Origin of the sequence: Jezberella montanilacus, from assembly GCF_003003055.1 — a bacterium.
Classification (GTDB): Bacteria; Pseudomonadota; Gammaproteobacteria; order Burkholderiales; family Burkholderiaceae_B; genus Zwartia; species Zwartia montanilacus.
This window is the reverse complement of record NZ_PVTV01000012.1, coordinates 175,715-198,580: the sequence shown is the minus strand read 5'-3', so window position 1 is coordinate 198,580 and position 22,866 is coordinate 175,715. Positions and strand designations below refer to the sequence as shown.

Here is a 22,866-nt window from a genome sequence, read left to right as displayed (position 1 = left end):
GAGGATTAGAGACTCACAGTCAAGGCTTGCCCAGCCGCTTCGCTGCAAACAAGCGATAAGGCTTGGTGCAGGTCTGGCCCACCGCGTGTGTCTTTCCAGTAGGTGCCATCGAAACGGTAATGGAACCCCCCGCTGGGTGCGGCGAGCCACATTTCCATCAGGGGAGCTTGGCTGTTGATGACAATTTGATGTCCGTTATCAAAGATGAGATTGAGTACATTACCTTGACGGCGTGTCTCGACGTCAAGATCTAGTGCTTCAAACCAGTGGTCGGCTTGCGCTTCGATCGCATTGAGCAAAGCGGTCACTCGGTCAAGAAATTCGGTTTCGGTCATAATGTACCCTCGGGCATGACGGAGTTTGTTTAGATGGTTTTTACTTACCACCGCAAGATTAGTCGCATTGTAGCGATGCTTGGGCTCGTCGTAGCCCTCTCGGGTTGCGGCCTGAAAATGCCGATCTATATCGCGCCCCCTTATCCACCCAGAAAGCCGCCGGTCGATCGTACCTGGACACCGCCTGATTACGTCAAGGCTCCGCCTGCCGCTGAGGCGCAAGACGATATGCTGGATGAGATGGATCCCGCTGCGCCATTGTTCATGGATCGCGTCCCGCTCACGCCGCCTCCGATTGTTGTTGAATAAGCGTTTTATTTTTATATGACTACAAACTTAGCATCACTCGCAACCCCTGCGGGTGCACCTCACTTTCATTACGAGGGGTCGCAGCTCTATGCAGAAGGGGTTGCCCTCTCTGAGCTCGCCAAAGCCCTTGGTACGCCCCTGTATGTATACTCGCGCGCCGCCCTCAAGACCGCCTGGCAACATTACGCCCAGGCAACAGAGGGTCATCATGCGTTAGTTTGCTTCGGTATGAAAGCCAACTCTAATTTGGCAGTGCTGAAAGAGTTTGCGCGACTGGGTAGCGGTTTTGACATTGTTTCTGGCGGTGAGTTAGCGCGAGTGCTTGCCGTCGGTGCAGATCCCGCCAAAATCGTCTTCTCGGGCGTCGGTAAACAGGTGTGCGAGATGCAGGCTGCCTTAGAGGCCGGCGTTAAATGCTTTAACGTAGAATCGCTGCCCGAGCTGGATCGACTGTCGGAAGTAGCAACGGCTATGGGCAAGATCGCGGCGGTATCCTTGCGCGTCAACCCCGATGTCGATGCCAAAACGCATCCTTATATCTCGACTGGGCTAAAAGAAAATAAATTCGGTATCGCGATTGAAGAAGCAGTGACGGCATATATGCACGCAGCCTCCCTGCCCGGCATCAGCGTAGTGGGGGTAGATTGCCACATCGGCTCGCAAATCACAGAGGTAGGTCCTTACCTGGACGCACTCGACAAGTTGCTTAAATTAATTGCGCAGCTGGATCAGGCGGGGATCAAACTGCATCACCTCGATTTAGGTGGTGGGCTCGGTATCCGTTACGACGACGAAACCCCCTTGGCGCCCAAGGTGCTGCTGGATCAGGTCTTTGCCGAACTCAAAGCAAAAGGGTTTGATTATCTGCAGTTGGTACTAGAGCCTGGCAGGTCCTTGGTCGGTAACGCAGGTGTTTTGTTGACGACCGTAGAGTATCTAAAGCTAACCGAAAGCCGTAACTTTGCGATTATCGATGCGGGTATGAACGACTTGATCCGGCCAGCGCTGTATGAGGCCTGGCATGGTGTATTACCGCTCGTCGCACGCAATACGGCAACAACCCGCTATGACGTCGTCGGCCCGGTTTGCGAGAGCGCTGACTGGCTGGCAAAAGAAAGAGATCTGGCGCTTGAGCAGGGCGACGTGATCGCTATTGAGTCAGCAGGTGCGTATAGCTTCGTGATGGCAGGCAATTACAACAGCCGAACCAGACCTGCCGAGGTCATGGTTGATGGTGACAAATACTACGTGATCAGACAGCGTGAGACGTTTGCAGATCTGATCAGGGGTGAGAGTTGTTTACCTTAATCTGCAGAAAACAGACGGCCAGTTTATCGACCAAGCAGACCCGAGAAAAAACTAACCGTATTAGCCGCCAACGAGCCATAGTGGTACCCGCCTTCTTGCACCACCAAGGTAGGTAGGTTCAACCCTGCAATCAGTTTACCCAGTCGGTTAAAGCCCTCGGTTGTCACTGCCACTTTGGTTTGAGGATCTTCTTCATACACATCGAAGCCGAGTGACATGACCAGCACATCGGGCTTGAAGTCTTTGATTGCAGCGAATGCAGCGTTTACCTTGTTGAAGAAAACTTGTTCGGTTGAACCGTGCGGGATGGGTAGATTGAGGTTAAAGCCTTTACCTGCCCCCGTGCCTGTCTCGTCATCAAATCCTGCGACAACTGGATAAAAGTTCGTTGGATCACCATGTGTAGAGATGTAGAGCACATCATCCCGATCATAGAAAATATCCTGAATACCTTGGCCGTGATGGACGTCGGTATCGAGGATCGCCAAGCGTGAGTATTTTTGTTTGAGGTATTGGGCTGCGACAGCGGAGTTGTTGACATAGCAGAACCCACCTGCAGCATCCTTACGCGCATGATGGCCAGGTGGACGGCACAAGGCATAGGCCTTGCTGTCACCGTCGAGCAAGGCTTGCGCACCCGCCACCGCCGCTTGTGCTGACCAATAGGATGCCACCCAGGTTTGCGCGCCCACCGGGCAGCTACCATCGGCCAGGTATTTTGCGGCCTCAGCCATGATGCCGCGCAAAGGGTTGCCTTCGCGGATAAAGACATTCGAGATCACTTCATCACCCCAGTCAGGGCCGGTCTCGACCCAACGTGGGTGTGCGGTCTCAAGAAACGTCAGATAACCAGCATCATGGACTGCCAACAGCGGCTCCAGGCCGTAATCCTTGGGTTGCTCGACTGGCAGTCCCAGCTGAGCAATGCCTTCCAGTATTTTCTCGCTACGCAAGGGGATTTCTTGCGGGACACGCATTTTGCCGCGAGACAGATAGGTCTGTGGATGATGGAGATTTTGATCAGGATGAAAATAGGTTTTCATGGGCGCGGTAAATGGACGAAGTAAATAGGCGAAAAGATAGACTGGGGATTAGTTAGCTGAGTCAGGACGGCGATATAGCGAAATCAGTATAGACAAGATGATCAAGGCTGGGATTGCTAGAAACCCGTAGCTGACCCCGTAACTATGCAAGGATCCTGCCAGCACACCGAACATCGACGGACCTGTCACGACACCTAGGAAGGTAATACATAAAGATCCGCCCGTCGCCATGCTGGTTTGGCCGTTAGGCGCTTGGCGTGCGACTTCAGCAAGAAAAACGCCGTTCCATCCGATTGCGGTAGACCCGAATACGATCAACAAAGGGAACAACAACCAAAGTGAAGTGTGCTCGTTCACAAAGGGTGTAACCAAAGCTGACAGCATCAAGAGGGCAGCAACAATGATGAGCATCACAACCGGGCCGCGCCAATTATCAGAAATATATCCCCACACAATTCGACCGCCCACGCCCGCGGCCTGGGCCAGCGTCAAGGCGGCACCCGCGGCGACCAGGCCCCAATGCAGATCCTCATACAAAAAAGTCACCAAATAGGCCATCAGCGACATCTGACAAATAGCAAACAAGAAAGAACAGGCCGCCAACAAGCGAAGCACCCGATGCTTGAGCACCAGCCGCAAGGGATCGATCAGGCTAGCAACGAGAGAAAACTGTACGGTTGAATCTCGATCGTCATCGAGTTCTTCGCGCAAGGGTTGAACAAAATACGCGCACAGCGCGCAAGCAATGCCCGAGGCGATAAAGGACCATTGCCAGCCTATCCCTAACGCCATAGACGGGATCACCGCACCTGCCACCATGCCACCAAGCGGCACGCCGGTCTGTTTGATCGAGAAGACAAAAGATAGTTGATTAGCTGGGGTGGTTTTGATCAATAAGTGCGAGCTGGCGGGGGTAATCGGCCCGTAACCCAAGCCAATCAGCACCGCACCTAACAGGATCACCGCCGGGTTCGGGACGGCGCACAAACACAAGCCTATCGCATCAATGCACAAGCCTGCCTGACTTAAGCGTATCGCCCCCCAGCGCTTGACAGCTGCGCTACCCAAGAGGCTCGCGATCATCGCACCCAGATAAACGGTGGCAACGTAAACGCCCAAGTATGCTGTCGACACCCCTATGTCTTTAGCAACTTCTGGCGCAACCACCGGCAATGTCATCAGAGCCATGGCCACGAGGGCCTGTACACAGGTGGTAGCGGTCAGCACCACCCATGATTGAGCGGGTGGTTTAGCTGGTGTCGACAATCAGATTGCTCCGTATGAATGCAGCCCAGATAAAAACATATTGACGCCCAGGAAAGCAAACCCGGTGACAAGAAGACCCACCAGGGCCCAGTAAGCCGCCATTGTGCCTCTGAGGCCTTTCATCAGGCGCAAATGCAACCAGGCTGCGTAATTCAGCCAGACAATCAAGGCCCAGGTCTCTTTGGGATCCCACTGCCAGTAGGCGCCCCAGGCGTCAGCCGCCCATAGGGCCCCGAGAATCGTGGCAACGGTAAAGAAAGCAAAGCCGATCGCAATCGAGCGATACATAATGTCGTCGAGGACTTCAAGCGAGGGCAAACGATCCGCGATCGGTCGGCGAAAGAACAGAATCGCCGCGACAATCATTGAACCAAAGCCGAAATAAAGCATCCAGGTCGCCGATAAGCCTTGTGTGCGAAAGACCATGGGCTCAATACAGAGCAACACCCCCAGCACGAAAAGCGGGGCGAGCTTTAGCCACGAACGCGTGCGCCCGTGCTCTTTGATCAGATAGGCAAAGGCCACCATGGCCGCTAATGAAAACGTGCCATAGCCGATAAAGTTCGCCGGGACATGGATTTTCATCCACCAGCTTTTGAGGGCAGGAACCAGAGGCTGTATCTGTGCAGCATCTCGGCTAAACGAATACCACAGCAAGAAAACCACCGCCGAAGTAATCACAAGCAGCACGAAACCGCCCAAGGCACGAGTGTTGTAACGACGCTCATAAAACAAATAAAACAAGGCGGTAATCAAGGCGAAAAGAACAAATACCTCGTACAAATTACTGACAGGTATGTGCCCAATATCGGAGCCCATCAGGTGGCCCTCGCGCCAGCGAACCATCATCCCCGTGGTCCCTAAAAACACCGCACACCAAGTCAGGACAGTGCCGAGCCACGCCGCGGTTGGGCTGATAAATCCTATCCAGTAGCACACGGTCGCCAGCACAAACAGGGCACACATCCAAAGGATGGCAGACTGAGAAGAGAAGAGGTATTTCAGTAAAAATACTGTTTCGGCGCGGGCCAGATCGCCTTGATACAGCCAAATCGCTAAACCGGCCGCCAGTCCCACTGCAATCATCAACAGACGAAGCGGGCGCCAGAGCCAACCCATCCAGGTCAATACCGGCACGGCGCAGCACAGGATCACTTGCTCGTAGTAATCCATAGCGCCACTGAAACGATCGAGAGTGACGCCTGCACCGAGCGCCAGCAAGACGAAAAACACCAAGTCGTACCAGTTGGGACGGCTGCGCAGCAAACGGGTGTCGCCCGTATCAGACAAATCGTCCCAATCGTTCGTCAGTGGCAGTGCTTGAGTGTTTGCGGCGGACAGATTACTCATGATGGATCTTTACCTTCGACAAAGCTTAAACGGCTCAATGCTTGTTTGAATCGGTCAAATTCGCGATTGAAATCAAGTGTACGCTTCTGGGAAGTCATTGCCGCTAATACATGGGTGCCGCTTGAGGTCTCTGAGGATTTCAGCCAGATCCAGATACGGCGATCATGGACAAAAAACATGGTGAAGACACCCACAACAAGCAGTAAACACCCTAAATAAACAATGTTTTTGCCGGGGGTGCGGGACACTTGAAAGACACTGGCCTGAACTTGTTCAAAACTTTTCAATGTCAGCAGCATGGCGGACGGATAAAGTTTGAGATCTGACAAGGCGGCGACTGCTGTGCGCGCCCAATCGACATTGCGATCCAACTCATCAGGCGCATTGCTTAGCGCTGGCAACCCAGCTCGTTGGCGTGCAATATTGCGCAACTCGGCCACTGAAGAGCCCAATAGGCGTATGACCACATCGGCTGCACGCGCTTGCTCGGCTTGCGGCACATTAGCTTCAAGAAACGTTGAAATAGCCTGTAAGCCGCCCGCTTCAAACGTATCGATCGCCCGCTGTGCGGACAGTCTGAGGGCCTGCTGATCTGAGCTCGACGCCCCGTAGTTTTTTGCAAAACGCTCAACAGCCTCTTGTCTGGCCAGAGGATCGGCGAGGGTCGCACGCAGGCTCATAAATTCTTTGACTGTTCCTTCAGCATCAGCCGGGATTCTCATATAGCGAAAGCCGCCGCCTTCGTTAACCCCTGCCAAAATAACTTGAAGGCCGTCGAGTTCAACAGGCACCATGTAATTATGAAACAGCGTCGCTTGCCCGCTTTCATTAATTATTCTGTATTCAACACTGGGCCCGACGTTATGCAGGTTTTTATTTTTTTTGCCCGCTGCGCTTCCGGTCACTGACGCAACGTGCTCGGCAAAAGCCTTCTGTTCAGCCGGCTCGCCACCCGAAAAATCTTCGACATTGAACGGTCTCAATTTCGTGACTTCTACTTTGACACTTTTACCGCTCGCGCCCAGTGCGACATCTGAGGCGTCGCCAACTTTACCTTTGACATCAAAAGTCAGATTAGCGCTACCACCCAGCGGATATCCAAGCAACTCAACCGTGCTGCCACCGTCATCAAAACTGGACTGATAGACTGTGACGCCCCGGTAACGAAGAGGTTCATTGACTTCAATTGTTGTTTCGAATTTTTTATCATTCTGCGGGTCAATGACTTCTACCTGGCTGGCAAAACGGCTGGGCATACCAGTTGAATAAAACTCAACGTCAAATTTTTTCAGTTTCAACGTAAAGGGCAACGGCTGAACCAGGGCGCCATCATCCACGCTCACGATGGCACTGCTTCTTTCTGAACCCTCTGGTATCAAGACGTTGGCTCTGAAGCTCGGATTATCGACCGATAAACGACCCCGCTGCGGTACGTTGGCAATCAACATGTTTTCGACGATTGGAGTCTTGCCGAGGAACATGATTTGCAGGCGTGTCGGCAGCTCGCTGTCGAGCAAGCCGCCCACACAGATGATCACAATCGCTGCGTGAGCACAGATATATCCCAGACGATTACCGCTGCCTTTTTTCGCGGCAACGAGCAGGGCCTCACCGTCTTCTCGCACTTTGACCGCATAACCTTGTTTGGCCAGCCAGCCTCGAACGGCACGGCCTGCGTCACTGATATCTCGGGCCGTCTGAACGTCGACTTTATGATGAAAGGACCTGAGACTTGAGCTGCGGATATTCTCGCGAAATGACCGGGCATCTTTCAGCATCTTGGGTGTGTTGCGGATCAAGCATAGGCTTGTCGACGTCACGAGAAATGCCATGGTGATCAAAAACCAGGCGCTGTTATAGATATGCCAGAGTGAAAATTTATCGAGTACTTCGTACCAGAAAGGGCCGAACATATCGATGTAGTTTGAGGCGGGCCGACTTTGGGGCAACACTGTGCCGATAACGCTGGCCAGGCAAATGAAAACCAGCAAGCTAATGGCGAAACGCATTGAACTCAGCAATTCAACGAATCGCACAAAAAAACCGTCTCTCGATGTTGCCACCGTTGACTTTAGTGCCGTCTCAGCTGAGCTCATGGTATTGACTGTTGCTTAGTGAAGAAAAAAGGGGTGCCTTGACGACGCCCCTTTTTTTACGAGATAGACCTGATCATTTCGCTTTGGCGAACTGACGCGCTTTTTATCTCTGTTTAACGCAAACCCGCTGCGTAATCTGACACCGCTTTGATATCAGCATCATTCATGCGACCGGCTACCGCGTTCATCATTGGAGCGCTGCGATAACCTGCACGGAAATAGTTCAATTGTGTGGCGATGTAGTCAGGATACTGGCCGCTCAACCGTGGGTATTGAGCAGGGATACCTGAACCGTTAGGCGAGTGGCAGCCAGCACAGGCCGGGACGTTGCGCTCAGGAACGCCGGCGCGCCAGATCTTCTGACCTTGTTCAACCAGCTTTGGATTTGTTGCGGTCGCAGGCGCTGTCAGCTTCTGTTGTGACAAATAGCCCGCGAGGTTGTCCATATCCTCAGTAGTCAGTGGACCAGCCATCGCAGCCATGACGGAAGGAGCACCATCAGCGCCCCGACGAACCGCAAGCTCGGCGCCAGGCAGCACCTTGAAGTTACTCAGTTGCTTGGCGAGATACTCATGCGACTGTGCCGACAGATTGGGATTGGTTGGCAAAACGCTATTGCCACCTGTGCCATGGCACGTTAGACAGGCGATGACGCCTCGGGCTGGATCGCCTTCGTTGAAGAGTTTGGCACCCTTGGCAACATCAGGTTTGACGGGGCCAGCGACATCGTTGGCCAGTACAACAGTACTGACTGAACACGCACCTAGCAGTGCAACGCTGGAAAATAAGAGCCGGGACAGCAAATGCTTCATTGAAGACCTCGACGACCGTAATCTCGATATTACGTAGAATTAAGCCTCTGATTATACAATACGGGTTGACCCCTGTTATTGGCTAATTGTGTCCATCCTCCATCGCGCTTCTTTCTTTACCTCTGCCGCCAGGCTTGACCAACTTCCCCCCGCCGGGCCGCCCGAGGTCTGTTTTGTTGGCCGATCAAATGTAGGCAAGTCAACCGCCATTAATGTTCTGGCTAACCAAAAGCGACTGGCGTTCTCAAGTAAAACCCCGGGCCGGACAAGGTTAATTAATATGTTTGGTATGCCCGACCCGCTCGATCCCGAAAATAGCCAGCTTGGGTTTCTCGTCGATTTACCAGGCTACGGCTATGCCTCGATTGCACAACGGGCACGGGAAGAATGGGCAGATATTCTCGGTGGCTATCTGGCGGATCGCCCCTCACTGGCAGGTATCGTGCTCCTGATCGACATCCGGCGTGGCGTGACTGATTTGGATCGTCGCCTCGCGAACTGGATCGCCCCCACGGGTCGTCCAGTCATGACCTTGCTGACCAAAGCTGACAAGTTTCCTTACGGCCAACGCATCAAGGCCGTATTTGCGGTAAAAAAAGAACTCGCTGATATCGGTGCCTTGAACGCAGTCCCTTTCTCTGCGACTGCCCGTATCGGCTTGGAAGAAGCAACACAACAAATCGAAAACTGGATTTCTCCTCAGGTGGTGCCATGACAACTCCTCACATAATCCTTGCGGATTACCCGATTAATCGCCCCCGTCGTCTGCGTCGGGATGACTTCACGAGACGCCTTGTTCGTGAGCACACACTAACGGTAAATGACCTTATTTATCCTGTTTTTGTGACCGAAGGGACTGGTATCCAGCAGCAAGTCGGATCCATGCCCGGCATTTTGCGTTATTCGCTAGACACCCTGTTGCCGGTTGCTGAGGATTGCGTCAAGCTCGGCATCCCCGTCATGGCTTTGTTCCCTGTGATTGAGCCATCGCTCAAAACACCAGACGGGTCAGAGGCGCTGAATCAAAGTGGCTTGATCCCGCGGGTCGTGTCAGCGCTTAAAAAACGCTTTCCCGATCTCGGCATTCTGACTGACGTCGCACTGGATCCCTACACCAGCCACGGGCAAGACGGCGTCATTGACGACGATGGTTATGTGCTGAACGACATCACCAAAGATATTCTCGTACAGCAGGCCCGCGTACAAGCTCAGGCAGGTGTGGATATTCTGGCACCCAGTGACATGATGGATGGTCGTATCGGTGCTATCCGGCGTATGCTCGAAGCAGAAAACCTCATCAACACGCGCATTATGGCTTACTCAGCCAAATACGCCAGCGGTTTTTACGGCCCCTTCAGGGATGCGGTTGGGTCTGCCGCAAACCTAGGCAAATCAAACAAGATGGCCTATCAAATGGATCCTGGCAACATTGATGAGGCGCTGCGAGAAGTTGCCGCTGATTTGCAAGAAGGCGCAGATATGGTCATGGTCAAACCAGGCATGCCTTATCTTGATGTCTTACGCCGGGTCAAAGATGCTTTCAGGGTGCCAACCTTTGCCTATCAGGTCAGCGGTGAATACGCCATGTTGCAGGCAGCTGCAGCCAATGGCTGGCTTGATCTTGAGAAGGTCATGATGGAATCCCTGCTCGGTTTTAAACGCGCTGGGGCGGATGGTATTCTGACCTACTTTGCACCCGCTGCTGCACGCCTGCTTAACAAAGCCTGAGCAAACAGCAGTGCCAGGGCCGGGATAGCTGCCGCGCCAAGTACAAAGACCCATACCAGGCCAAAGCTATCCCCAATCCAGGCGTTGAGTGAAACGCCAATGGACTGACCCATAAATAAAAACGACGCAAATAAAGACACCGCAGTGCCTCGCACGGCCGGGGCCATTTGCGTCGCGTTGGTTTGCAGCACGGCATGCAAGAGGTAAAAACCAAAGCCCAGCAACACACTGGCCAGCGCGGCAAAGGGCCAGAAGCTTGACGCCCAATAGCAGGTGTAGGCGATTGCCATGACAAACCCACCCCACTGCGCCATTTTGCGCTCGCCAAGTCGTTGCACCAGCGAGTTCGATTGAAAAACATAAATCAAAGCACCAATGGCGAACATACCCCCAATGATGCCGGCCGTTGAAGGCGAGACCCCATGATGATCTTGTAAATAAGACGGGACAAACGCCAGTGACCCGAATACCAGGGCGCCTTCGGTAAAAACGGTCAGCAGAATCACTCGCGCCCAGCGCACGGCCAGCACTTGTTTAATCGACCCCAGCAGAGAGGTGTCTTGACCCGGGACTGGCTTTTTCTCAGGAACGGTTTTTAGCTTACTTAACAGCAAAAGGCCCACCGTCACGTAGGTGGCTGCGAGAGCGTAAAACGCCGCCCGCCATCCCAGGGTATCGGCGAACACGCCTCCCATCAACTGCCCCAGCGACACGCCGAAAATGGTGCCCGTAATAAACTGGGCCAAGGTAGCCTGTCGTCTTTCATAAGGGACATGATCACCAATCCAGGCCATGGATAGCGGGACAATACCTGCCGCCGTTGCGCCAGCCAGAAACCGTCCGAAGACCATTATTTGCAAGCTCGGTGCTGTCGCCACAATCAAGCTGCCAACCGCGCACCCCAAAGTCGCATAAGAAAGTGTGCGAAATTTGCCGTACCGGTCGGCAAGCGGGCCGTAGAAGAACTGCAAAACCCCATAGGCCACTGAAAACGACGTGACGACGTAAGATGACTCTGTCAGGCCAACAGCAAACTCGCGCGCCAGCAAAGGCAATAAGGGATCGCAAACACGGAACGCGCTTGAGCTGGCGAAAGCTGCCAGGGCGAGCAAAAAGATGACGCCTTGAGTGGATGACTGAGGTTGCTGCGAAGTAGTGGCTTCGGTAGCCATAGATTTTTATACTTTGAGGATATCCAGCAATGTGCGGGCAAGCACTTTTGTAGCACGGCGCAGATCTTCGAGCACGAGGTGTTCGTCAGCACCCTTGGCATTCGACTCGGCTACTGTCCTTGGCCCCGCACCGTAAATAACAGCAGGGATACCTCTTTCGCTAAACAAACGAGCGTCGGTGTAGAGCGGCGTCCCGGACGCACTAATCGGCTCGCCAAACAACTCAGTTGCGTGTTTGCAAAGTGGATCCGCCAACTGTTCAAACCCGGGCAAGGGTTTCATTGCATTTGCAAGAAGCAGCCGTTTTATCTCTACTTTGATCCCGGGCAGCGTTGTCGCCGCCATCGTCATCAGCTCACGGATGTAGGCTTCAACCTCAGCTGGATTTTCTTCAGGAATCATTCGGCGATCGATTTTTAAAATCACCTGACCGGGTACAACGTTAGTGTTTGTGCCACCAGCAATTTGCCCAACATTGATATAGCCAAAGTTAATTCCCTTGACAGCACTTTTGAATTGCCGCAAACGAGTATTTTCTTCATACAACGCTACAAGCACTCGGGTGGCCGCTTGTAGCGCGTCGACACCGGTCTCCGGCACTGCAGCATGACCCATTTTTCCCGTAATGGTTACTTCGAGCTGCAGGCAGCCGTTATGAGCGGTGATCACTTCATAACTGAAGCCGGCCGCAATCTCTAGGTCAGGTTTGGTCAAGCCTTTTTCAAGAAGCCACTTGGGCCCAAGTTCACCGCCGAACTCTTCGTCATAAGTAAATAGCAAATCAATGCCGCCTGATAAGGGAACGCCCGCGGCCTCGATGGCTCTGGTAGCAAACGCGAAGGTTGAGAAATCAGATTTGCTAACGGCTGCTGCTCGACCATACAACCTACCAGCGACGATCTCACCACCATATGGCTCATGAGACCACCCAGCACCCGGCGGTACAACATCCCCGTGGGCGTTGAGCGCAATGATTTTGCCAGGTGCTTGATAGCGGCGACGGACAACAAGATTAGTAATAGACTGCAAGCCACTTACCTTCACCGTGGCATCGGGCACTTCGTAAGCAGCTGCTTCAAAACCAAACTCTGCCAACAGCTCGCGTGTGCGCATGGCGTGCGGGGTATTGTTGCCCGGTGGTGTATCAGTAGGCACGCGCACTAGGTTTTGTAAAAATCGAACCTGCTCAGCGAAGTGCGCATCGACAAAAGCATCTGTTTCGGTATAAAAATCGGTTGAACTCATGCAGGATCCTGACTCAAATCATTGAGCAAAGTTTGAAACGCCTCGACGCACAACTCAATATCGTGGCTGGTAGTTGACTCAAGCGGGTTATGGCTGATGCCGGCATTCTCACCTCGAACAAACAACATTGCTTGCGGCATGATCGCGTGTATTTTCATTGCGTCGTGGCCCGCACCGCTCGGCATTGGAAAAACCGGCAAGCCTGTCGCAGCTACGGCACGCTCCCAGCGCGATTGCCAGGCTGGAGAACTTGGCGCCGCCGACACTCGCATTGCCTCTTCAAGGCGATAGGCAACACCTCGCCTGCTGCAGATGGCAGCTAGTTCTTTACACACATCATCAATACATGCATCGCGCACTTCGTCGGTCGTCGCCCTGATATCAAGACTGAAATGACAACGACCCGGCACCACATTGATCGACCCATTTGGAACTGAAAGCATACCGACGGTCGCAACAAGGTCAGCGACCGCGCTCGCACGTTTCTCTGCGAAGAGTATTAATTCGGCAACAGCGGCTGCGGCGTCCCTGCGACTATCCATGGGCGTGGTACCGGCATGGCTCGCCATCCCCATCACCTCACCCAGAAATCGAACGCTTCCGTTAATAGACGTCACAACACCAAGCGGCAAATCTAAATCATTGAGCACGGGCCCCTGCTCAATATGAACCTCGACAAAACCCAAGTAGTTTGCGGCATCGCGCCTAAGCTTGGGAATATCTGCAACCGCTAAACCTGCATGCTCCATGGCCTGTCTCATACTGATGCCATCAACATCAGTTTGCTCAAGCCAAGCAGGATTAAAGTCGCCAGTCAAGGCCCCCGAGCCCAGGAAAACTGCCTTGTAACGCTGGCCTTCTTCTTCCGAGAAGGCCACGACCTCTATGCCAAAGGGCAACCGACGGCCCGCGCGCGCAAGGGCTTTAACACATGCCATGGGTACCAGAATACCTAACCGGCCATCATACTTACCGGCATTACGCACCGTGTCGTAATGGCTGCCAGTGATCAGTCGCTTGGCCGCTTTACTTTCGCCGTGGTAAATGCCGACGACATTACCGACTGCGTCTGTACTGACCTCATCAAATCCGCATTCATTTTTCATCCAGTCCGTCAGACGCTTCGCCACCGCGCGATGCGCATCAGTCAGATAAGTCACGGTCAGTTGACCACGCTCGGCGTAATCTGGGTCGCTATCGCTAGCCAGATGCTCAGCCCAATCCCACACCTGATTACCCAGGCTTGGCTCAACTGAAAACATTTCATCCAAACGGAGCTCAGCCTGACGGTGAAGGTTACGTAACGCTTCGGCAAATTCAAAATCAACATGGTTACCGAGCCGACGCTCAATCGTTGAGATGATTTGCTCGCTAGTCAGACCTGTTGCACGAGGCCCTTGCACAGCGAACACAAAAGGAAATCCAAACCTCTCGCGGTAACTGGCCAGCTGTGCTGCAACCAGTTCAACTAATGCAGCCGACACGAACGCAGGGGCAAGTTGCTCGGCTGAGTGAATCAACGCCAGCTTTCGGCTGCGAGCGCTCTCGCGGACGGCACAAACCATCGCTCGTTTCAGCGCTGCAAGACTTTTGAAAGGCCTAGTGTTGTAAGCGGTTTCAGCTACCCAAGATCCTTCTGGATAAAGCGCCCCGAGCAGTGCGATGAAGCCATCTCGACTGACTGAATTAAGTTGGTCTAGCGAGCTTGCCGAAGACATATTTGATCCTGTAAGGTAGGCTAGTTTTGTGGTGAATCGATGACGGTTTACCGAAGCAGACTTAGTTGAGTACGCGATCAAGTGTTGCACTAAAACGCCCGGCATCCTGAAATCCGATCACTCGGATATCTTCGCGCAGCGCCCCACCTGCTGCGAAAAACATGATGCCTGGTGGTCCGAACAATTTGAATCGTTTCAATAATTCGCGATCCTGCGCATCGTTAGCGGTCACATCAGCTTGCAGAAGTATCATCTGCCCAAGTTTTTGCGATACCTTGGGATCGATAAAAGTGAAGGCTTCCATCTCTTTGCAAGACACACACCAGTCAGCATAAAAATCCAGCATGACCGGTTTAGTGGCTTGCGCCAATAAGGCGTCAAGCTCTTGCACTGACTTGATTCGTTGAAAGGGTCGTTCAAGTGCCAACGCTTTGGTCGTCAAGCCTGGCACCGTTAACTGACTGACGCTCGTTTCTTGAAGCGCCGCAAGATGTGCCAGCGGCGCTAACAGAGAACGTCCACCACTGGCAACACCCACCAGCCAGAGCACACTTAAAACCGTTAGCAATAGACCGATTGTTTTGCGCAATACCTTATTGAAGTATCGCCGGTGATGACTTACCGGGGTCATCGGCAAGGCGTCAAAAGTTCGCAATAAGACGGCTGCAAAAAGAGCCAGGGCTGCGCAACCAATAATCTGTATCCAGCTCGGCAACAACGGCGTCACCATCCACCACGCTGTGGCCAACAACAGCACCCCAAAAAAATGTTTAACGCCATCCATCCATGCACCAGCTTTTGGCATCAGCTTACCAGCCGATGCACCCATGACTAAAAGCGGGACACCCATCCCCCAGGCCATGGCAAACAGTGCGGTTCCGCCCAGTACCACATCACCCGTCTGAGAGAGATAAAGCAAAGCACCTGCCAAGGGCGCCGCGACACAGGGCCCAACTATTAACGCAGATAACGCACCCATCACGACTGCAGCAACGATGCGCCCACCTCTTAAAGATGCTTGGTGTTGGGTCAACTTTGTTTGAACACTTGGGTGCATTTGAAACTGGTAGATATCAAACATGGCCAAGGCCAACGCTGCCAGTAACAGTGCAAAAACTGTCAGTACCCACGGCGTCTGCAGCCAGGCGGCCAGGCCTGCGCCACTTAAGCCTGCCGCGACACCCAGAAGGGTATAGACAACTGACATGCCAGAGACATAGGCCATGGCGAGAATGAAGCCACGCCCGCGATTCTCGCGCAGCTCACGCTTATCGCCTGTCTGCCCGAGCAACAAAACCGACAGGATCGGTACCATAGGCAAAACACAGGGCGTTAATGCCAACAGCACACCAAGCCCGAAAAATAACAAAGCAGTTTCAAGCAAACCACTTGATGCCAGCAAGCTCGCCAGACTGACGTCATCGGATCCGAACAACAGGTTGCCCCACTTCGCGCCAGACAACTTGTCAGGCTGAGCGGCCTTGAGATGGTCGAGCACAACATATGACCTGGCATCGGGTGAGGCTGATATTTTGATAAAAAAATCCATCGGTGGATAACAAAGTCCCGCCGTTGCGCAGCCCTGACCAGTCACCTTGAGCGTAAAGGGCTCCGTCGCCTGTCCGGTTGGCCAAGCGGTTAGCGGCACACTAATGGATAACTCATTGAAGTAGAGCTCCATATCCTGATTGAAGGTGGGGTCGTGCTTGATCTTGCCGGGCGGGAAGCTCGCTTCACCCAGTTGAACAAAAGTATTGACCTGCTCGGGTTCAATCGCAAAGCTAAAGCGCGAGCGATACATGTAGTAATTTTTTGCAATATCAAAACGCAGTTCGACTTTATCCGGGGAGCCCATCCTGGCGGTTACAACGAAGGCTTGCTCTGGCTCTAGAAAATCTGGCTCCCCTGCATTGGCGACGGATAGCGTCAGCCCTACACTGGCAAAAATACCAAGCAGGCATATACGGACAAGGCGATCAAAATATTGGACGCGCATTAGCTGGCAACCTTGGGGTCAGCTATCGCGCTTGTAGCTGCAACCACCCAGTCGAGATAGGGTGCATAGCCACCACTGACCGGCAGAACGATAACTTCAGGCACATCATAGGGATGCAGTTCGGCCAGTCGCTGAACGAGAAGCTCTTGAACGTGTCTGGTCGTTTTAATAGTCATGGGGATTTCTTCGGCCGCCTGAACATCACCGTCCCAACTATAGACAGACAAGACGGGTGTCCCCAGATTGATGCAGGCGGCAAGATGTTCTTCGATCAATAGGTGTGCGATGCGCTTTGCCAAAAGCAAATCAGGGGCGGTTGTTAACACCACCAACACGTCATCGTGCTTAGGCTCTGAGACCATAACTATCCAGTGGATGAAGAGTGTCGTTGGTGTTTTTTTGCGCAAAACCAACGATCAAAAGCCTATTGTAGCGATTGCTGATGGCCACCCGCTCGGGATTACCCTATGAAAATAAAGTTTCCTCGTGTTAGTCCTGTCATCAAGGCGTAAAATTCGCCGCTAATCTTTTCGCTCGTTCTCAAGGGACTTGAATGACCATTTTGCAAAAAATCGCTCAAGCGCGCTTATTATCGAAAGCGCTCGCCTCCGCGACCAAATTATTGTCTGAGCGGGGTGAGTCCAACAGCGCGAGCATGGCCACCGATTTACTGACTAGCTATAAAAGTTTAACGGACGATCAAAAAGCCACTTTTCTGTCTAATCTGGCTACCCAGTTCAACCCTGAGCCCGCCGCCGTCACTACCGCTGCACAGAACTATGCAGCCAAACCGTCTGCCAAAAGTCTGATCGAGTTAACCAAAGTTGCTGAGCCTCCACGCCAGGAACTCTTGCGTCGCATCAACCGCAGCCCCGGCGGTACGGTAGGGCTTCTGGAAATGCGCCGCGATCTGTTCAAACTGCTCAGCAAAAATGCCGAGCTCGCCGCAGTTGATTACGATCTGCGCCACTTGTTGCAATCGTGGTTCAATCCCGGTTTTCTTAAAATGCATCAAGTTGACTGGCGTTCTCCTGCCTTAATTCTTGAAAAAATCATTCAGCACGAGGCCGTCCACGAAATTGACGGATGGGATGACCTCCAGCGACGCTTGCAACCGGATCGCCGTTGCTTCGCGTTCTTCCACCCGCAAATCCCGGATACACCCTTGATCTTTGTTGAGGTAGCTCTCGTTCAAGATATCCCTGCGGCAGTCGGTCCGCTTGTGGACAAAAAATCCGCTGTGTCAGCCTCCAATAGTCCTCGCGTTGCGGTTTTCTACTCGATTAGCAACTGTGAGCCTGGGCTGCGCGGTGTATCGATGGGCAATTTTCTCATCAAACGAGTCGCCGAACACCTGAAAGCAGAGTTTGAGTCACTGCGAACGTTTGTCACCTTGTCGCCAATACCGGGCTTCATGGATTGGGTCATCGCTGGTGCGAAAGTCGGTGAAACGAACCCCAAGCTTGCCATTCCCCAGAGGCTAGAGAAAGCGCTCGACACACTGAACTTGAAAAAACAATCCTGGCCCGAACGCTTGTCCGGTGGCTGGTCTCCAGAAACTGCAACGCCCGCTGATAAAGAAGCGCTCGAGTCGTTGTGCTCAATCTATTTGATGTTTGTTACGCCTGAAAAGAACGGTAACCAGGTCGCGAAGTTCCATCTCAGTAATGGTGCAAAGCTTAACCGCATCAACTGGGCGGCTGATCTGTCGAAAAAGGGTTTACGTCAATCGGCTGGGTTGATGGTGAATTATCTGTACGATCTTGCCACGGTTGAAGAAAATCATGAAAAGTTCACCCAGGGCGAAATTATCTCGTCGCGTCTCGTTAGCCGACTGGTTTGAAGCAAGTAGCGTTATTAGATAAGAAAAATTAAAGGGATGCCTCCGATGAAAAACAATCAATTTATTAACCACACTCGCCGTCAATTCGTAATCGGTGCAGGGTCTTTATCTTTGTTGGGCAGCGGCCTCGCGTCAGCGCAGGGGACTGCTACCAATCTGAAGATTTCTCATCAATTCCCCGGCGGAACAATTGATGAGGGTGATTTCCGCGATCGTTTAGTGCGGCGCTTTGCGCAGGCCGTTGAGGGCCGTTCAAACGGTGCGGTGAAGTTTCAAATTTATCCTGGTTCATCGCTCATGAAGGTGAACGCGCAATTCAGCGCCATGCGCAAAGGCGCACTGGATATGTCCTTGTTTCCCATCCCCTATGCAGGTGGCGAGGTGACCGAAACGAATATCGGTTTGATGCCCGCCCTGGTAACAAGTTACGAACAAGCAACTAAATGGAAAACCGCAGATGTAGGCTCCATGTTTAATAAACTTCTGGCGGAGAAGGGGATCGTTATCCTGAGCTGGATCTGGCAAGCCGGCGGTGTGGCCAGCCGTAGCAAAGCACTCGTGAGTCCCGAGGATGCGAAAGGGTTGAAGGTGCGTGGCGGCAGCAAAGAATTCGACATGATGCTCAAGGACGCGGGTGCCTCTGTCATTTCATTGCCGTCGAGCGAAATCTACGCGGCGATGCAAACTGGCGCAATGGATGCTGCCTTCACCTCATCCACCAGCTTTATTTCCTTCAAGCTTGAAGAGCTGGCGAAGGCCTACACCGGCGCGCAAAACAAATCCTACTGGTTCATGCTTGAGCCTTTGATCATGTCGAAAAAGATCTTTGATGCGCTACCACCCGATCATCAGAAGTTGCTCATGGCGGTTGGCGCAGAAATGGAAGCCTATGGCATGACTGAAGCTAAAAAAGACGACATCATGGCTGGGCAAATATACGAAAAAGCTGGTGCAAAGGTTTTCGCGCTCGACGACACAGTGGTATCAAAGTGGCGCGATATTGCTGCCCGCACAGCCTGGAAGGATTTCAGCGACCGAAATGCAACGTGTGCGGCGCTGATGAAGGCCGCGCAACAGCTTATTTAGTAGACTGACATGAACATCATTTCTTATTTTCAAGGATTCATCTCACAGATCAATCGCTTGATGGTTGCCCTCGGCTCACTCGGGCTTGCGGCTGCTTCACTTATCTTGAGCTATTCGGTTGTGTCCCGTTCGCTATTTAATGCAACCACCGACTGGCAAGATGAAGCCGCCGTATTCTGTCTGGTCGGGGTAACTTTCTTAAGTGCCGCTTTTGTTCAAGAGCGACGTAGTCACATTGGCATATCGGCCGTAGCTGGTTTATTGCCAGGGTTTCTTGAAAAGTTACGGGTCTTTTTTATCGATTTGGTCAGCTTTGCTTTCTGTAGCTTCTTCACCTGGAAATCCTGGACACTGTGGCATGAGGCTTGGTCAGATGGGCAGGTCACCTCCTCCTCCTGGGGCCCTCCACTGGCCATTCCCTACGGGCTAATGGCTACAGGTATGTCCCTGCTCTGTATTCAGCTACTGCTGCATACGCTTGGTCATCTGTTCGGCGTGACGACAACTGCTGCCAAAGGCCACTGATCATGTCGATATTGTTATTAGGTTCTCTTTTTGTTGCCGTAACCTTGTTCGTGATGTTTTCAGGCATTCCGATCGCCTTTGCTTTAGGCACGGTTGCTTTGATTTTCATGGCCTGCTTTATGCCAGCAGCCTCGCTGGATATCGTGACACAAAACGTGTACGAGGAAATGGCCAGCATCACGCTACTTTCGATCCCTCTCTTCATCCTTAAGGGTGCAGCGATCGGACGCTCACGCGCCGGTCAAGATCTCTACGGTGCACTTCATGCCTGGCTAGGTAAAGTGCCTGGTGGGCTTGGGGTTGCTAACGTGCTGGCCTGCGCGCTCTTTGCCGCAATGGCTGGCTCTAGCCCTGCGACCTGTTCTGCAATCGGTAGCGCAGGTATCCCCGAGATGCGCAAGCGCGGCTATTCACCTGGTTTCGCAGCGGGCATCATCGCGGCGGGTGGCACGCTCGGTATTTTGCTACCCCCATCGATCACCATGATCCTCTACGCAGTGGCTGCTGAACAATCCTTGGGTCGGCTGTTTCTAGCGGGTATTGGGCCTGGCGTGATGTTGGTGGCACTTTTTTCTGCCTACACGGTCTGGCAGTTCAGGCGGCAATATAGCGAAGCGCTAGTTGAAATGAAAGCGTCGCCCGGGACGATAACCCCGGCGATTCTGCAAACAGAGTCTTATACTCTTGAGCAAAAACTATCTTACTTACCGCGCGTGCTTCCCTTTCTGTTGCTACTGACAGGCGTGATGGTTGCGCTTTACGGTGGCTTTGCCACCCCCTCTGAGACTGCTGGCCTCGGTGCAGTGCTTGCGTTCGTTCTGATCGCTGGTATCTACCGGCTTTGGCGAGTGCGCGACCTGAAGCCCATGTTTGAGGCAACAATTAAAGAATCAACGATGCTGATGTTTATCATCGGCATGTCTCTTCTGTTTTCAAATGTGATGAGCGATCTACACCTGAGCCAGTCTGCGGCTGAATGGATCGTGGCATTGAATCCTTCACGATGGGTTTTATTGGCCGCCGTGTTATTGCTCGTGATTGTGCTTGGATTCTTTTTACCACCGGTGTCGATTATCTTAATGACAGCGCCAATCATTCTGCCGCCGCTTCGTGCCGCGGGTTTTGATCTGGTCTGGTTTGGTGTGGTGATGACAATTGTGATGGAAACTGGCCTGATTCATCCGCCGGTGGGACTCAACATCTTTGTGATCAAAAATATTGCTCCAGATATTCCGCTGAGCGAGATCATCTGGGGCATTGTGCCTTTCGTCATCATTATGCTGTTATCGGTTGTTGTGCTTTGCTTCTTACCCCAAATCGCTACAGGCCTTCCGGATGCTGTGATGGGCGTTCTAGCAACTAAACACTAGCCAAGATATCCAGGGCGACGGCTTCAGCTACTTTGATTCCGTCCACCCCGGCCGACAAGATCCCCCCAGCATAACCGGCACCCTCACCGGCGGGGTATAGGCCCTTTGTGTTCACGCTTTGATAATTGTTGCCGCGAGTCATTCGAACGGGGGCTGAGGTTCTGGTCTCAACGCCCGTCAAAATCGCATCATGCATTGAAAAGCCAGCTATCTGTTTTTCAAAGGCAGGGATGGCTTCGCGGATCGCATCGATTGCATAGTTTGGCAGGCTTTCAGCCAGATCGGTTAAGTGTACGCCTGGTTTGTAAGACGGGATGACGCTGCCTAGTTGCGTTGATGGCTTTCCTTTTAAGAAGTCGCCGACCAATTGACCCGGTGCTTCATAATTTGAGCCACCCAACTCGAACGCCTTGGATTCAATTTGACGTTGAAAGGCAAGGCCCGCTAACGGTCCACCCGGATAGTCCTCTGGGGATACACTCACAACGATGCCAGCATTCGCATTTCTTTCATTTCGCGAGTATTGGCTCATCCCATTCGTCACCACACGGTTTAATTCAGAGGTCGCTGCAACCACAGTGCCTCCCGGGCACATACAGAAACTGTAAACCGCTCGGCCATTACTGGCGTGATGAACAAGTTTGTAATCCGCGGCGCCAACGATCTTATTACCGGCATGAGGGCCCAACCGTGCGCGATCAATCAGAGACTGGGGGTGCTCAATCCGGAATCCGATCGAAAATGGTTTGGCCTCCATGAACACCCCTGCTTCGTACAACACCTCGAAGGTATCTCGGGCGCTATGTCCGAGGGCCATGATGACATGGCTAGCTTCGATTGTGTCCCCGTTTTCCAGATGGATGGCTTGGATCGCTTGGTCGTGCAGCGTGACATTAACGACCTTTTGCGAGAAACGTATTTCACCACCAAGGGCGATTATTTCTTCCCGCATTTTCTCAACAATACCCACCAATCTAAACGTACCGATATGCGGTTTCGCTACGTAGAGAATTTCTTCAGGCGCACCCGCTTTGATGAACTCTTGTATGACCTTTCGACCATAGAATTTCGGGTCCTTAATCTGGCTGTAGAGCTTGCCATCAGAGAACGTGCCGGCACCACCCTCGCCGAACTGGACATTGGATTCAGGATTGAGTATTTTTTTACGCCACAGTCCCCAAGTGTCCAGCGTACGTTCACGCACTGGCTTACCTCGCTCGAGCACAATGGGCCTGAACCCCATCTGGGCGAGAAGCAAGGCCGCAAAGATTCCGCACGGTCCAAACCCCACAATGACTGGCCTCAGTGTGCCACGGTGACCTACTGGTATTGTCGGGGCCTGCGCTACATAGTGGTAACTCGTGTCAGGACTTGGCTTGACATGGATATCGCCGGCAAACTGGTCAAGGGTTTTCTCTTGAAGCGCAGGATCGAGGCTTACATCCAGCGTATAGATGAGCGTCAATTTGGTATTTTTTCTCGCATCATAGCTGCGCTTAAAAATATCAAAACCCAATAGCTGTGTTTTCGTAATTTTCAAACGCGCAAGCAGGGCGGCTTCAAGTGCCTCCGGCGGATGGTCGATAGGTAAGCGTAGTTCAGTGATGCGGATCATAATGTGCCGAGATCCTGAAAGAAAAAGCCCCGTCTGTTTCAGCGGGGCT

20 protein-coding genes are annotated in these 22,866 nt (G+C 52.7%); 8 read left to right on the top strand and 12 right to left on the bottom strand.

The window, feature by feature from the left end:
* Positions 1-5: 5 nt before the first annotated feature.
* Positions 6-335 carry an iron donor protein CyaY gene (gene cyaY / locus BCM14_RS06810; RefSeq protein WP_106227253.1) on the bottom strand — a complete coding sequence of 110 codons (330 nt, stop codon included), beginning with the start codon at positions 333-335 and terminating at the stop codon, positions 6-8.
* Between the two features lie 33 nt (positions 336-368).
* Between cyaY and BCM14_RS06805 the strand changes: the two genes are divergently transcribed.
* Positions 369-644 (top strand): lipoprotein, encoded by a 276-nt coding sequence (locus tag BCM14_RS06805; RefSeq protein WP_106227252.1) that lies wholly within the window; start codon positions 369-371, stop codon positions 642-644.
* Positions 645-659: 15 nt separating this feature from the next.
* A complete protein-coding gene (lysA, locus tag BCM14_RS06800; protein WP_106227251.1) occupies positions 660-1,952 on the top strand; it encodes a diaminopimelate decarboxylase in 1,293 nt (430 codons plus the stop codon).
* A gap of 23 nt (positions 1,953-1,975) precedes the next feature.
* Here lysA and BCM14_RS06795 read toward each other — a convergent pair whose 3' ends face one another.
* From BCM14_RS06795 to BCM14_RS06775, 5 genes are all read right to left on the bottom strand, one after another.
* On the bottom strand, positions 1,976-2,995 hold the full coding sequence (locus BCM14_RS06795) for a histone deacetylase family protein (protein ID WP_106227250.1): 1,020 nt from the start codon (positions 2,993-2,995) through the stop codon (positions 1,976-1,978).
* Positions 2,996-3,043: 48 nt separating this feature from the next.
* Positions 3,044-4,261 carry an MFS transporter gene (locus tag BCM14_RS06790; protein ID WP_259673464.1) on the bottom strand — a complete coding sequence of 406 codons (1,218 nt, stop codon included), beginning with the start codon at positions 4,259-4,261 and terminating at the stop codon, positions 3,044-3,046.
* Positions 4,262-5,611 (bottom strand): c-type cytochrome biogenesis protein CcsB, encoded by a 1,350-nt coding sequence (ccsB, locus tag BCM14_RS06785; RefSeq protein ID WP_106227249.1) that lies wholly within the window; start codon positions 5,609-5,611, stop codon positions 4,262-4,264.
* A complete protein-coding gene (locus tag BCM14_RS06780; protein WP_375318470.1) occupies positions 5,608-7,707 on the bottom strand; it encodes a cytochrome c biogenesis protein ResB in 2,100 nt (699 codons plus the stop codon). Before BCM14_RS06780 ends, ccsB begins: the two co-directional genes overlap by 4 nt.
* Positions 7,708-7,820: 113 nt before the next feature.
* Positions 7,821-8,519, bottom strand: coding sequence for a c-type cytochrome (locus tag BCM14_RS06775; RefSeq protein WP_106227248.1), 699 nt, complete (start codon positions 8,517-8,519; stop codon positions 7,821-7,823).
* 88 nt (positions 8,520-8,607) lie between these two features.
* On the opposite strand from BCM14_RS06775, the gene yihA reads away from it, so the two are divergent.
* Together yihA and hemB are read left to right on the top strand one after the other, a co-directional pair.
* Positions 8,608-9,234 carry a ribosome biogenesis GTP-binding protein YihA/YsxC gene (yihA, locus tag BCM14_RS06770; protein ID WP_106227247.1) on the top strand — a complete coding sequence of 209 codons (627 nt, stop codon included), beginning with the start codon at positions 8,608-8,610 and terminating at the stop codon, positions 9,232-9,234.
* Entirely contained in the window at positions 9,231-10,247 is a 1,017-nt protein-coding gene (hemB, locus tag BCM14_RS06765) for a porphobilinogen synthase (protein WP_106227246.1), read from the top strand. Before yihA ends, hemB begins: the two co-directional genes overlap by 4 nt.
* Here hemB and BCM14_RS06760 read toward each other — a convergent pair.
* From BCM14_RS06760 to cutA, 5 genes are all read right to left on the bottom strand, one after another.
* On the bottom strand, positions 10,205-11,419 hold the full coding sequence (locus tag BCM14_RS06760) for an MFS transporter (protein WP_106227245.1): 1,215 nt from the start codon (positions 11,417-11,419) through the stop codon (positions 10,205-10,207). The two genes, hemB and BCM14_RS06760, sit on opposite strands and share 43 nt — an antisense overlap.
* A 6-nt stretch (positions 11,420-11,425) precedes the next feature.
* Positions 11,426-12,664: a M20/M25/M40 family metallo-hydrolase gene (locus BCM14_RS06755; protein ID WP_106227244.1), complete on the bottom strand. Its 1,239-nt coding sequence runs from the start codon at positions 12,662-12,664 to the stop codon at positions 11,426-11,428.
* Positions 12,661-14,382 (bottom strand): hydantoinase/carbamoylase family amidase, encoded by a 1,722-nt coding sequence (locus tag BCM14_RS06750; protein ID WP_106227243.1) that lies wholly within the window; start codon positions 14,380-14,382, stop codon positions 12,661-12,663. The genes BCM14_RS06755 and BCM14_RS06750 overlap by 4 nt, the downstream gene beginning before the upstream one ends.
* A 61-nt stretch (positions 14,383-14,443) precedes the next feature.
* Positions 14,444-16,378: a protein-disulfide reductase DsbD gene (gene dsbD / locus BCM14_RS06745; RefSeq protein ID WP_106227242.1), complete on the bottom strand. Its 1,935-nt coding sequence runs from the start codon at positions 16,376-16,378 to the stop codon at positions 14,444-14,446.
* Positions 16,378-16,740, bottom strand: coding sequence for a divalent-cation tolerance protein CutA (gene cutA / locus BCM14_RS06740; protein ID WP_106227241.1), 363 nt, complete (start codon positions 16,738-16,740; stop codon positions 16,378-16,380). Before cutA ends, dsbD begins: the two co-directional genes overlap by 1 nt.
* A 191-nt stretch (positions 16,741-16,931) precedes the next feature.
* On the opposite strand from cutA, the gene BCM14_RS06735 reads away from it, so the two are divergent.
* The 4 genes from BCM14_RS06735 to BCM14_RS06720 are packed head-to-tail and all read left to right on the top strand — an operon-like array spanning position 16,932 to position 21,202.
* On the top strand, positions 16,932-18,221 hold the full coding sequence (locus BCM14_RS06735) for a malonyl-CoA decarboxylase (RefSeq protein WP_259673463.1): 1,290 nt from the start codon (positions 16,932-16,934) through the stop codon (positions 18,219-18,221).
* A 45-nt stretch (positions 18,222-18,266) separates the two neighbouring features.
* Positions 18,267-19,307, top strand: coding sequence for a TRAP transporter substrate-binding protein DctP (gene dctP, locus BCM14_RS06730; RefSeq protein WP_106227240.1), 1,041 nt, complete (start codon positions 18,267-18,269; stop codon positions 19,305-19,307).
* Positions 19,308-19,316: 9 nt separating this feature from the next.
* Positions 19,317-19,832 (top strand): TRAP transporter small permease, encoded by a 516-nt coding sequence (locus BCM14_RS06725; RefSeq protein WP_106227239.1) that lies wholly within the window; start codon positions 19,317-19,319, stop codon positions 19,830-19,832.
* A gap of 2 nt (positions 19,833-19,834) precedes the next feature.
* Positions 19,835-21,202, top strand: coding sequence for a TRAP transporter large permease (locus BCM14_RS06720; protein WP_106227238.1), 1,368 nt, complete (start codon positions 19,835-19,837; stop codon positions 21,200-21,202).
* Here the strand turns inward: BCM14_RS06720 and BCM14_RS06715 are convergent.
* A complete protein-coding gene (locus BCM14_RS06715; RefSeq protein ID WP_106227237.1) occupies positions 21,192-22,817 on the bottom strand; it encodes an NAD(P)/FAD-dependent oxidoreductase in 1,626 nt (541 codons plus the stop codon). The genes BCM14_RS06720 and BCM14_RS06715 overlap by 11 nt on opposite strands.
* Positions 22,818-22,866: the final 49 nt, after the last annotated feature.